Here is a 12,626-nt window from a genome sequence, read left to right on the forward strand (position 1 = left end):
TCACGTTTTTCGTCAGGATAAGAGAACAGTGTTATCGCATCACCCTTCTCTCCCGGAGCGCACGTGACCAAAACCAACCTCATCACCGGTTTTCTCGGCAGCGGAAAAACCACCTCCATTCTTCACCTGCTGGCAACTAAAGATCCGGCCGAGAAATGGGCCGTGCTGGTCAATGAATTTGGCGAGGTAGGCATTGATGGCGCACTGCTGTCATCCAGCGGCGCGCTGATTAAAGAGATCCCCGGCGGATGCATGTGCTGCGTCAATGGCCTGCCAATGCAGGTGGGACTCAACACGCTGCTGCGTCAGGGCAAACCCGACCGCCTGCTGATTGAACCCACCGGACTGGGCCACCCGAAGCAGATCCTCGATCTACTGACCGCCCCGGTTTACGAGCCGTGGATCGATCTGCGCGCCACCCTGTGTCTGCTCGATCCACGCCAGTTGCTCGATGAAAAAGCCGTCGCCAATGAGAACTTCCGCGACCAGCTCGCCTCGGCTGACATTATCGTCGCCAATAAAGAAGATCGCGCCACGGCTGAAAGTCAGGCGGCACTGGAAGCGTGGTGGCAGCATTTCGGCGGTAATCGTACGCGGGTACAGACCACCCAGGGGAAAATAGACAGCGCCCTGCTTGATCTTCCTCGTCTGAACCTCACCGAGCTGCCCGCCAGCGCGGAGCACGCGCACAGTCATCCGGTTAAGCAGGGTCTGGCTGCCCTCAGTCTGCCGGAGCATCAGCGCTGGCGCCGCAATCTGAATAGCGGTCAGGGATATCAGGCCTGCGGCTGGATCTTTGATGCTGAAACAGTCTTCGACACCATTGGGATCCTGGAGTGGGCCAGACTTGCCCCCGTCGATCGCGTGAAAGGGATTATGCGCACGCCGGATGGACTGGTACGGATTAACCGCCAGGGCGACGATTTCTTCATTGAAACGCAAAACGTGGCGCCGCCGGACAGCCGTATAGAGTTAATTAGTGCGGTTAACACCGACTGGAATGCCCTGCAGTCCAGCCTGTTGAAGATTCGTTTAAGTTCGGGCGGCTAACGTTGCCCCAGTTTTCACTCTATGCTGAATGTTATGACAACGCGATTTCCCCTGATATTACTGCTTAATGTCGCCGGTCTGGCGCTTTTCTTCTCCTGGTATATCCCGGCGAATCATGGTTTCTGGTTCCCGCTGGATTCGACCATTTTTCACTTCTTCAACCAGGAGCTGGTTAAGAGCAACGCCTTCCTGTGGCTGGTGGCTCTCACCAACAACCGCGCCTTCGACGGCTTCTCTCTGCTGGCCATGGGCTGCCTGATGCTCTCATTCTGGCTGAAAGCCGATAACGCGGGACGTCGACGCATTCTGATTATCGGTCTGGTGATGCTGCTGTTCGCGGTCATCATTAACCAGCTGGCTACCGCGATTATTCCGGTTAAACGTTCAAGCCCAACGCTATTCTTCACCGATATTTATCGCGTCAGCGAGCTGCTGCATATTCCGACAAAAGACGCGTCGAAGGACAGTTTCCCCGGCGATCACGGGATGATGTTGCTTATTTTTTCCGCAATAATGCTTCGCTATTTCGGCAGAAAAGCCTTTGCAATAGCCCTGATTATTTTTGTGGTTTTTGCATTCCCGCGCGTAATGATTGGCGCCCACTGGTTCAGCGATATTGCCGTCGGTTCGCTCTCCGTTGCGCTGATTGCGTTGCCGTGGTGTCTGATGACGCCACTGAGTGACAGAATAATAGCCCTGTTCGATCGCTATCTTCCGGGCAAAAAGCAACAATAATTAAACAAACATCTAACTCAAATTAACGTTAATCATCAGGGATCGACATGATCCCTGATAGCCTTCCCGCCACGATCGTTTCCCGCTGTCATATTCCTGTCATCAGTTTCATGATAAAAATGAAGCAATTGCGCGATAACGCGTCGGATCTGACCGTATTTTAAGCAATTACGGATTTTTACTTTCTGTATCACAATTTCTTATAAAAAAAAGGCTTTTTTTACTCGCAATACCCCGGGCAATCGGTTAATCTCGAACTCGTTTTGCCCCATAGAGATAATGATTTCGCTGGTGAATAATTTTGTGCGCTGTGCCACAAATGTGATCAGAAAGAATTGTCTCAATGTGAACAGATAATTAGTCTCGTCACGTTTGGCATTTTTATAACGATATTTGTCGTTAAGGACTTCAAGGGAAAATAAACAAAATGGTCAAATCTCAACCGTTTCTGAGATATATCTTACGGGGGATCCCGGCGATAGCAGTCGCGGTACTGTTGTCTGCATGTAGTACATCGAACACCGCAAAGAATATGCATCCTGAGACGCGTGTTGTGGGAATGGAAGATTCCTCGTCACTGCAAGCCTCTCAGGATGAATTTGAAAATATGGTACGTAATCTGGACGTGAAGTCCCGCATTATGGACCAGTATGCTGACTGGAAAGGCGTGCGTTATCGTCTTGGCGGCAGCACAAAAACAGGTATTGATTGTTCCGGTTTTGTACAGCGTACGTTCCGTGAGCAGTTTGGGTTAGACCTTCCGCGTTCAACGTATGAACAGCAGGAGATGGGCAAGTCGATTTCACGTACGAAACTGCGCACCGGTGATTTAGTTCTGTTCCGCGCAGGTTCTACAGGTCGTCATGTTGGCATCTACATTGGTAATGACCAGTTTGTACATGCCTCCACCAGCAGCGGTGTGACCATTTCCAGCATGAACGAACCGTACTGGAAGAAGCGTTACAACGAAGCGCGCCGTGTTCTGACCCGCAGTTAAGATGACAATTGTATCGTTGGTTATCCCTTGGCTGGCGATACGATGAAAAAAAGCACTGCTTCGGCAGTGTTTTTTTTTGCCCGTTACACTGAATACATCCAGCGGCATTTCAGGAATCACGACGTCTATGTTCACCCGCTACTTTTCCAGCAATCGCAAGATTCTGTTCATCAGCATTATCACGGGTCTTATTGCCGCCCTGCTCCTCGGGTCATTGCAGTTTTTCTGGAGCTACCACAAGCGGGAAACCAAATTCGACACCCTGATTCACGATATCTCCATCTATATGGAGAGCTATTTCGATGAGTTAAAAAACGCTGTCGATATTCTCCAGCCGCTCACGTTGAACACCTGCCAGGAGGTCAATCAGGAGCTCACCTCGCGCGCCGCCTTTAGCATTAATGTTCGCGCCTTCCTGCTGGTAAGAGACAAAATGGCATTTTGCTCATCGGCCACCGGCCCGATGAATGTCCCGATGGAGGAGCTGATACCTGAACTGCACATCGGTAAACCGATTGATATGGCGTTGCTACCGGGCACCCCGATGTTGCCCAATAAACCCGCGATTGCCATCTGGTACCGTAACCCGTTAGTGAAGGATGGCGGTGTGTTCACCTCGGTGAATATCAATCTGACGCCTTACCTGCTCTATACCGCGCGTCAGGACGAGTTTGCGGGCATTGCCATCATTATTGGTGATAATGCGTTGTCAACGCGCTCCAGCAGGCTAGTCAAAGCGCATGATTTACATGATATTCCTGCCCGTACCGCGACGCTAAAAGAGGTCCCCCTGACCATAAAACTGTATGCGGACGCGTGGACCAGCGATGAAATTCTCTATGCCCTGTTCTTCGGGCTGGTATGCGGTATTGCTGCCGGATCGCTCAATTACTACATCCTCAGCATTCGGCTCAATCCGGGTAAAGAGATTTTAAGCGCCATTAAGCGCGGTCAGTTTTATGTGGTTTATCAGCCCGTCGTTGATGCCAAATCGCTCCGGATGACCGGGCTTGAAGTGCTGATGCGCTGGAAACATCCGACAATGGGAGAAATTCCGCCAGATGCATTTATCAATTTCGCTGAAGCGCAGAAGCTGATTGTCCCGCTGACGCTGCATCTCTTTGATCTGATTATTCACGATGCCCCCGTGTTACAGACCCTTCTTCCCCCGGGCGCAAAAGTGGGGATCAACATTGCGCCCGGACATCTGCATGCGGAAAGCTTCAAAGACGATATGCGCACCTTCAAAGCGCTACTGCCGCCGGATTATTTCCAGATCGTGCTGGAAATTACCGAGCGCGACATGCTTAACCATCGGGAAGCCAACAGCCTTTTCGAGTGGCTGCATAATGAAGGCTTTGAGATAGCCATTGATGATTTTGGTACGGGCCACAGTGCGCTAATTTATCTTGAGCATTTCACCATGGACTATCTCAAAATCGACCGCGGTTTCGTGAATGCCATTGGTACCGAGACCGTGACCTCGCCGGTGCTGGATGCCGTGCTCACGCTGGCAAGGCGACTGAATATGTCGACCGTCGCCGAAGGGGTGGAAACGCCGGAACAGGCCGCCTGGCTGCGTGAACATGGCGTCAACTTCCTGCAGGGATACTGGATTAGCCGCCCGATGCCGCTGGCACAGTTCCGTGAATGGCGACCGGACGTGTCACCCGACGGTGAATAATTTCACATTGCCTGCGGCGTCACTTATTATTCAGCTTAACCGAGCCGGTCTGTAAAAGAGGGAGCCGCCGCGAAATGCTTATGCGCGTTATGTTGCTGATGTTGGCATTCACGAGCCTGTCCAGCCAGGCGCAAGCCATAAAAGAAAATATCGCCTTCGCGGTGATTGGCGAGCCGAAATACGCCGTCAATTTTACCCACTTCGATTACGTTAACCCTGACGCGCCGAAAGGCGGAAAGGTCACGCTTTCCGCCACGGGAACGTTCGACAACTTTAACCGCTTCGCCCTGCGTGGGGTGGCGGCGGCGCGAACGGAATCGCTTTACGATACGCTCTTTGTCACGTCTGATGATGAGCCCGGCAGCTACTATCCGCTGATTGCCGGGAATGTGCGTTATGCCGATAACTTCGCATGGGCGGAAATCACCCTTAACCCTCGGGCACGTTTTCACGATGGCACACCGGTTAAGGCCAGCGACGTCGCCTTCACCTTTCATAAATTTATGACCGAAGGCGTTCCCCAGTTCCGCATTGTCTATAAGGGGGCGTCAGTCAGAGCTATTGCGCCGCTGACCGTACGCATTGAGCTGAGCGAACCGAACAAAGAGAATATGCTCAGTCTGTTCTCGCTGCCCGTGATGCCGGAATCGTTCTGGAAGAATCATAAGCTAAGCGACCCGCTCTCGACGCCACCGCTGGCAGGCGGTCCCTATCGCATCACCGACTGGCGCATGGGGCAGTATGTGGTCTACTCCCGCGTTAAAGACTACTGGGCGGCTGACCTGCCGGTAAACCGCGGGCGCTGGAACTTCGACACCCTTCGCTATGACTACTACCTTGACGATAACGTGGCGTTTGAAGCGTTCAAAGCCGGTGCCTTCGATTTACGCGTAGAGAGCAGCGCCAAAAACTGGGCGACCCGCTATATCGGGAAAAATTTCGCCAAAGGCTATATCGTTAAGGACGAACACAAAAATGCGTCTGCCCAGGACACGCGCTGGCTGGCGTTTAATATTCAGCGTCCGGTATTTACTGACCGCCGGGTGCGGGAAGCCATTACCCTGGCCTTTGATTTTGAATGGATGAACAAAGCGCTGTTTTATGGCGCCTACAGCCGCGCTAACAGTTATTTTCAAAATACCGAGTATGCCGCGCGTGATTATCCGAAAGCGGACGAACTGGCCCTTCTGACGCCGCTGAAAGCCGAGCTCCCCCCGCAGGTGTTCACCCGTGTCTTTCAGCCGCCCGCGTCAAACGGTGACGGTTACGATCGCGATAACCTGCTGAAAGCCAGCAAGCTGCTGGATGATGCAGGCTGGCACCTGAAGAATCAAAAACGGGTTAATGCCAAAACGGGTCAGCCTCTCAGCTTTGAACTGCTGCTTTCGTCGGGGGGTAACGACCAGTGGGTACTGCCGTTTAAGCATAATCTTGAGCGTCTGGGCGTAACCATGAACATTCGCCAGGTCGATAACGCCCAGATCACCAGCCGCATGCGCAGCCGGGATTACGACATGATGCAGCGCCTGTGGCCCGCGCAGCCGTGGCCCAGCTCGGACCTGCAAATCTCCTGGGCCTCCCGCTACATCGACTCCTCGTACAATGCTCCGGGCGTAAAAAGCCCGGCGATTGATGCGCTAATAGCGAAAATTGTGGCGGCGCAGGGAGATAAAGAAAAGCTCGTGCCGCTTGGGCGCGCCCTCGACAGAGTGTTAACCTGGAATTACTACATGCTGCCGATGTGGTACATGGGCGAAGACCGCCTCGCGCGCTGGGACAAGTTCTCCGTGCCTGCCGTGCGCCCGGTCTATTCCCTCGGCTTTGATACCTGGTGGTATGACGTCAACAAAGCCGCCAGACTTCCCGCTGAGCGGCGATAAGGAATCATCATGGGTGCGTATCTTCTCCGCCGTCTGCTGCTGGTCATCCCCACCCTGTGGGCCATCATCACGATTAACTTTTTTATCGTGCAAATCGCCCCCGGAGGGCCGGTCGATCAGGCGATTGCCGCCATTGAATTTGGCAACAGCGGCGGCATGCCCGGAGGGGGCGGTGAAGGCATGGGCGCGAGCCATGCGCGAACCGGCGTGGGGAATATCAGCGAAAGCCATTATCGCGGCGGACGCGGTCTGGATCCGGAGGTGATCGCCGAGATCACTCATCGCTACGGTTTTGACAAACCGATTCACGAGCGCTATTTCAAAATGCTCTGGGATTACATCCGCTTTGATTTCGGCGACAGTCTGTTTCGCAGCGCGTCAGTGTTGACGTTGATTAAGCAAAGCCTGCCGGTGTCGATAACGCTGGGGCTATGGGGAACGCTGATCATCTATCTGGTCTCGATTCCGCTCGGGATCCGCAAAGCGGTTTATAACGGCAGCCGCTTTGATATCTGGAGCAGCACGTTCATTATCATCGGCTATGCCATTCCGGCGTTTCTGTTTGCCGTTCTGCTGATCGTCTTTTTTGCCGGGGGAAGTTATTTCGATCTCTTCCCACTGCGAGGGCTCGTCTCCGCCGATTTCAGCACGTTGCCCTGGTACCAGAAAATAACCGACTATCTCTGGCATATTACCCTGCCGGTTCTGGCCACCGTCATAGGCGGCTTTGCCGCCCTGACCATGTTGACCAAAAACGCCTTTCTCGATGAAATTCGTAAGCAGTACGTCGTCACCGCCCGCGCCAAGGGCGTGAGCGAAAAGCAGATCATGTGGAAACACGTGTTCCGCAATGCCATGCTGCTGGTGATCGCCGGATTTCCAGCCACGTTCATCAGTATGTTTTTTACCGGCTCGCTGCTGATAGAGGTGATGTTCTCGCTCAACGGCCTGGGTCTGCTGGGCTATGAGGCCACCGTGTCGCGTGATTATCCGGTAATGTTTGGCACGCTCTATATTTTCACCCTGATTGGCCTGCTGCTGAATATTGTCAGCGATATCAGCTATACGCTGGTCGATCCCCGAATCGATTTTGAGGGCCGCTGATGCCGCGTTTAAGCCCCGTCAACCAGGCCCGCTGGGCCCGCTTTCGCCACAACCGCCGTGGCTACTGGTCGCTGTGGATCTTTGCCGTGCTGTTTGTGTTGAGCATGTTTTCGGAACTGATCGCTAACGATAAGCCGTTGCTGGTGCATTTTAATGACCGCTGGTACGTGCCTGTTCTGGTCAGTTACAACGAAAGCGACTTTGGCGGCCCATTTGCCACGCCGGCGGAGTATCAGGATCCGTGGCTTCGCCAGCAGATTGAGCAACACGGCTTGGCGCTCTGGGCTCCGGTGCGCTTTGGCGCAAACAGCATTAACTTCGCCACGACGACCCCCTTCCCTTCTCCGCCCTCCGCGCAAAACTGGCTGGGAACGGATGCCAACGGTGGCGACGTGCTGGCGCGCATTCTGTATGGCACCCGTATTTCGCTTCTCTTTGGGCTGATGCTGACCATTTTCTCCAGCGTGCTGGGCGTCGTGGCGGGTGCCGTTCAGGGCTACTACGGGGGAAAAATCGACCTCTGGGGCCAGCGGGTGATTGAAGTCTGGTCAGGCATGCCGACGCTGTTTCTCATCATTCTGCTCTCCAGCGTGGTGCAGCCCGGTTTCTGGTGGCTGTTAGGCATCACCGTCCTGTTCGGCTGGATGGCACTGGTGGGCGTCGTGCGCGCGGAATTCCTGCGTACCCGCAATTTCGACTATATTCGTGCCGCGCAGGCGCTTGGGGTCAGCGATCGCGGGATTATCTTCCGCCATATGCTGCCGAATGCCGTGGTGGCCACGCTCACCTTCCTGCCGTTTATTCTGTGCAGCTCCATCACCACCCTCACCTCACTCGATTTCCTGGGCTTTGGTCTCCCGCTGGGTTCGCCGTCGCTCGGCGAACTGCTGCTGCAGGGTAAGAACAACCTGCAGGCGCCGTGGTTAGGCATCGCCGCTTTTCTCTCCGTGGCCGTGCTGCTTTCACTGCTGATTTTTATTGGCGAAGCCGTGCGCGATGCCTTCGACCCTAACAAGGCGGTATAAGATGACCCAGCCTCTTCTCAGTATTGATAACCTGTCGATTGCTTTTTCAACGCAGGGCGAGACGCGCACCGTGGTCACCGATCTGTCGCTGCAGATCCAGCGCGGTGAAACGCTGGCCCTGGTGGGGGAATCGGGGTCCGGCAAGAGCGTATCTGCCCTTTCCATCCTGCGTCTGCTGCCGTCTCCGCCGGTGAGCTACCCGCAAGGGGATATTCTGTTTCACGGCAGTTCACTGCTGCATGCCGACGAACACACCCTGCGCGGCATTCGCGGCAACAAAATCGCCATGATCTTCCAGGAGCCGATGGTTTCGCTCAACCCGCTGCACAGCCTGGAAAAACAGCTCTATGAAGTGCTCTCCCTGCACCGGGGGATGCGCAAAGAGGCGGCGCGGGGAGAAATTCTGGATTGTCTTGAGCGAACAGGCATACGCAATGCGGCCAAACGGCTCAATGATTTTCCGCACCAGCTCTCCGGCGGTGAACGCCAGCGCGTGATGATTGCCATGGCCCTGCTCACGCGCCCGGAACTGCTGATAGCCGACGAGCCCACAACGGCGCTCGACGTGACGGTACAGGCGCAAATATTAACGCTGCTGCGGGAGCTGCGTGACGAGCTCAACATGAGCCTGCTGTTTATTACGCACAACCTGAGTATTGTCAAAAAGCTGGCCGACAGCGTCGCGGTGATGCAAAACGGGCGATGTGTGGAACAGAATATCGCCTCCACGCTGCTGAACGCGCCACAGCATCCTTATACGCAGCGCCTGCTCGACAGCGAACCCGCCGGCGATCCGGTTCCTCTCGATGCGGACAGCGCGCCGCTGCTGCGCGTTGAGGATCTGTCCGTCTCGTTCCCGATCCGCAAAGGTATTTTGCGGCGCATTGTCGATCGAAACCCGGTGCTGAAAAACCTCCGCTTCTCGCTGCGTCCTGGCGAATCCCTGGGGCTTGTGGGCGAATCCGGTTCGGGTAAAAGCACCACCGGTCTGGCGCTGCTGCGCTTAATTGACTCGCAGGGCGAGATCCTCTTTGACGGCATGCCGCTGCACCGCTGGAACCGGCGGCAGATGCTGCCCGTTCGTCCACGCATGCAGGTGGTTTTTCAGGATCCCAACTCCTCGCTTAACCCGCGACTCAGCGTGTTACAGATTGTCGAAGAGGGCCTGCGCGTGCATCAGCCCGCCTTGAGTGCTCAGCAGCGCGAGCAGGAGGTCATACGGGTAATGGTTGAAGTGGGTTTAGATCCCGAGACGCGTCACCGCTACCCGGCTGAATTCTCCGGCGGGCAGCGCCAGCGTATCGCGATTGCCCGCGCGCTGATCCTGAAACCAGAGTTGATTATTCTGGACGAACCAACATCCTCTCTGGACAGGACCGTACAGGCGCAGATCCTGGCGCTGCTCAAAGGGTTACAGGAAAAACACCGGCTGGCCTATATCTTTATCAGCCATGATCTACAGGTGGTGAGGGCGCTGTGCCATCAGGTGATTGTGTTGCGACAGGGAGAAGTGGTCGAGCAGGGTGAGTGCCAGCGCGTATTCACCGCGCCAACGCAGCGCTACACGCGCCAGCTGTTGTCGGCAGACTAGCGCTCAGAAGGGATACTGGCCAGAGAAAGGCTCAGCAATAGCAACGCCAAAATTCTTCAGACGGCAGGTGGCTGCAAACTCGTCCTGGCTTTTCACAAACAGGCACGGCTCGCCTTCGCACTCCAGCACGGAGCTGTCCACTTCGATATCGGTCAGGGCCTGGCTCAGACGTTCCATCACCCGCCATGCATTTTCGTCGCTCGGGCTCAGCAGTTTGAGTGCCACCAGGCAATTCTCGCAGCCCGCGACGTTTTGCGGAATCGGTTCAACTTTCGAACCTGCAAAACCCGCCGACCAGCGATAGCTCTGAGGCAAGCGATGGACAATGGAGAGTTGTAATGTATTCACGTTCGTTCCCCGGAAGTAAAATTCACTTCACAATTTATTTACATTTATAGTAACACATCATCGCCAGCCTGCACTATTCAGCGCTTTTTATTCGTTTCCAGGCTCGCGTCGGCGCTATATGTACCCGTTTCTGCGATCTAACTCAACCTTTTTGAATACAATGATGTGACTTTTTACACAAATAGATTTTACATAAAATAAACAAACACGGGGTAAACGAACACGGGTTTGGTTGATATGTATCAACAAAAAAGGCCCTGCCGGGCCTTCTCTGTAAATCAGTGAGCCGCTTTTCGCGGTCGACTGGCGTAAAGATAGAAAAGGATTGAGCTGGTTGCGCAAAAAGCCATCGCCCACAGCATTGGCCATGCCGTACTGAAGGTGGCCATAGCCAGTAACGCCCCGACGATCGCGCCGATACCGAAGCGGAACGTCCCCGCCAGGGATGACGCGGTGCCTGCCATGTGCGGGAACTCATCCAGGATCACCGCCATCGCATTCGATGACACCATCGCCACGCAGCCGACAAAAGCCGCCACGCCAACGACCAGCGCCCAAAAGCCCACGCCCAGAAACGCGCTCACGACCAGCCAGACGGCCATCACAAACTGGATCCACAGACCGGCGCGGAACATGTTCAGCGCCCCCACCCGCCGGACAAAACGGCTGTTGATGATGGTCATGATAAACAGGAAGACGATATTGAGCGCAAAGTAATAGCCAAAGTGCTGCGGTGAGACGTGATTCAGCTCGATGTAGACAAACGGTCCGGCGCTCAGGAAGGAGAACATACCGGCGAAGCTGAACCCGCTCGCCAGCATATAGCTCAGCACGCGCTTGTGACGAAACAGCGAAGCAAAGTTGCCGATTGTAGTGCGAATATGGAATTTCTGACGGCGCTCGACTGGAAGCGTTTCATCAATAAAGAAGAAAATCATCGCCGAGGCCAGCAGCGCGGCCAGGGCCAGGATCCAGAAAATCATATGCCAGCTAAACCACACCAGTACCGCACCACCAGCCATCGGGGCCACCAGCGGCGCAATCGTCGTCACCAGCATCACAAACGACATCATGCGGGAGAACTCTTCTTTCGGGTAGATATCGCGCATCAGCGCATTAATCACCACGCTTGCCGCCGCCGCCGCCAGACCGTGGAAGAAACGCATGATAATCAGGTGATCGATGGTCTGCGCCAGCGCACAGGCAACCGCAGCAACCGCAAAGACCAGCGTCCCGCCCAGAATGACGGGCTTACGTCCAAGGCTGTCCGCCATCGGGCCATAAAACAGCTGGCCGAGGGCAAAGCCGAGAATATAGGTGCTGAGCGTCATCTGCGCACTGCCCGCCGGGACGCCAAACTGCGTCGAAATGACCGGCAGCGCAGGCAGGTACATATCGATAGACAGCGGCATCAGCATGGCCAGCAGGCCAAGAATGAAAACAATTTTGAACGATGAGTGTGGCCTGGTGGTCACAGAGTTCTCCTGAAATTAGTGCGAAGGCAGACCGACGCTGGCGATCTCTTCTTCCGTTAACGGGCGGTATTCGCCTGGCGCCAGGTCGGGATCAAGTTCAATCGCACCAATCCGTTCACGATGCAGGCCCACGACGTGGTTCCCCACCGCGGCAAACATACGTTTTACCTGATGGTAACGCCCTTCACTGATGGTCAGGCGGACTTCGGTCGGCGTGATCACCTCGAGCACGGCGGGTTTGGTCAGATCTTTTTCATTATGCAGCTGGACGCCTTTCGCGAATTGCTCTGCCGTGCCATCCGCTACCGGAGACTCCAGCGTCACCAGATAGGTTTTTTCGCAGTGGTGGCGCGGAGAGGTGATGCGGTGAGACCACTGTCCGTCGTCGGTCATCAGCACCAGACCCGTGGTATCGATATCGAGTCGCCCGGCGGCATGCAGCTTATGCGCAACCGGTTCGTCGAGGAAATAGAGCACCGTCGGGTGATCCGGATCGTCCGTAGAGCAAACATAGCCTTCCGGCTTATTGAGCATGAAATAACGCGGGCCGTGCTGCTGGGTCAGCGGATTGCCGTCATACTCCACCTGATGGTCAGGTTGCAGTTTGAACGCGCTGTCTCTCACAATGTCGCCATCCACGGTAACGCGGCTGGCGCGAATTTCGCGCCCGGCAATAGCGCGGCTTACGCCGAGTTGCTGAGCGATAAACTTATCAAGTCGCATGAAATCTTTTTAGC

The 12,626-nt window shown here is 55.0% G+C and carries 11 protein-coding genes; 8 read left to right on the forward strand and 3 right to left on the reverse strand.

The features are described 5' to 3' along the window. The first annotated feature begins 63 nt into the window (after window positions 1–63). The 8 genes from C1N69_RS15370 to yejF all read left to right on the forward strand — a co-directional run bounded on the left by C1N69_RS15370 (window position 64) and on the right by yejF (window position 10,066). A complete protein-coding gene (locus C1N69_RS15370; protein ID WP_025756279.1) occupies window positions 64–1,050 on the forward strand; it encodes a CobW family GTP-binding protein in 987 nt (328 codons plus the stop codon). A 33-nt stretch (window positions 1,051–1,083) separates the two neighbouring features. After that, the gene (locus C1N69_RS15375) at window positions 1,084–1,785 is read left to right on the forward strand and encodes a phosphatase PAP2 family protein (RefSeq protein WP_176472026.1); all 702 of its coding nucleotides are present in this window, start codon (window positions 1,084–1,086) and stop codon (window positions 1,783–1,785) included. Between the two features lie 427 nt (window positions 1,786–2,212). Continuing rightward, entirely contained in the window at window positions 2,213–2,782 is a 570-nt protein-coding gene (mepS, locus tag C1N69_RS15380) for a bifunctional murein DD-endopeptidase/murein LD-carboxypeptidase (protein WP_008500946.1), read from the forward strand. 127 nt (window positions 2,783–2,909) lie between these two features. After that, entirely contained in the window at window positions 2,910–4,466 is a 1,557-nt protein-coding gene (locus C1N69_RS15385; RefSeq protein WP_025756280.1) for a cyclic di-GMP phosphodiesterase, read from the forward strand. Window positions 4,467–4,540: 74 nt separating this feature from the next. Then, complete coding sequence (locus C1N69_RS15390) at window positions 4,541–6,346, forward strand: extracellular solute-binding protein (RefSeq protein ID WP_025756281.1); 1,806 nt, start codon at window positions 4,541–4,543, stop codon at window positions 6,344–6,346. A 9-nt stretch (window positions 6,347–6,355) separates the two neighbouring features. Continuing rightward, window positions 6,356–7,450, forward strand: coding sequence for a microcin C ABC transporter permease YejB (locus C1N69_RS15395; protein WP_059385226.1), 1,095 nt, complete (start codon window positions 6,356–6,358; stop codon window positions 7,448–7,450). Continuing rightward, window positions 7,450–8,475 carry an ABC transporter permease gene (locus C1N69_RS15400; protein WP_155031498.1) on the forward strand — a complete coding sequence of 342 codons (1,026 nt, stop codon included), beginning with the start codon at window positions 7,450–7,452 and terminating at the stop codon, window positions 8,473–8,475. Before C1N69_RS15395 ends, C1N69_RS15400 begins: the two co-directional genes overlap by 1 nt. A gap of 1 nt (window position 8,476) precedes the next feature. Continuing rightward, window positions 8,477–10,066, forward strand: a complete 1,590-nt coding sequence (yejF, locus tag C1N69_RS15405) for a microcin C ABC transporter ATP-binding protein YejF (RefSeq protein ID WP_155031499.1) — start codon at window positions 8,477–8,479, stop codon at window positions 10,064–10,066. A 3-nt stretch (window positions 10,067–10,069) separates the two neighbouring features. On the opposite strand, the gene C1N69_RS15410 is transcribed toward yejF, so the two are convergent. The 3 genes from C1N69_RS15410 to rsuA all read right to left on the reverse strand — a co-directional run bounded on the left by C1N69_RS15410 (window position 10,070) and on the right by rsuA (window position 12,612). Beyond that, complete coding sequence (locus tag C1N69_RS15410) at window positions 10,070–10,414, reverse strand: YejG family protein (protein WP_008500952.1); 345 nt, start codon at window positions 10,412–10,414, stop codon at window positions 10,070–10,072. A gap of 278 nt (window positions 10,415–10,692) precedes the next feature. Then, the gene (locus C1N69_RS15420; RefSeq protein ID WP_047959125.1) at window positions 10,693–11,889 is read right to left on the reverse strand and encodes a Bcr/CflA family multidrug efflux MFS transporter; all 1,197 of its coding nucleotides are present in this window, start codon (window positions 11,887–11,889) and stop codon (window positions 10,693–10,695) included. A 15-nt stretch (window positions 11,890–11,904) separates the two neighbouring features. Further along, window positions 11,905–12,612 carry a 16S rRNA pseudouridine(516) synthase RsuA gene (gene rsuA / locus C1N69_RS15425; protein WP_047959126.1) on the reverse strand — a complete coding sequence of 236 codons (708 nt, stop codon included), beginning with the start codon at window positions 12,610–12,612 and terminating at the stop codon, window positions 11,905–11,907. Between the last annotated feature and the right edge of the window lie 14 nt (window positions 12,613–12,626).

Origin of the sequence: Enterobacter sichuanensis, from assembly GCF_009036245.1 — a bacterium.
Classification (GTDB): domain Bacteria; phylum Pseudomonadota; class Gammaproteobacteria; order Enterobacterales; family Enterobacteriaceae; genus Enterobacter; species Enterobacter sichuanensis.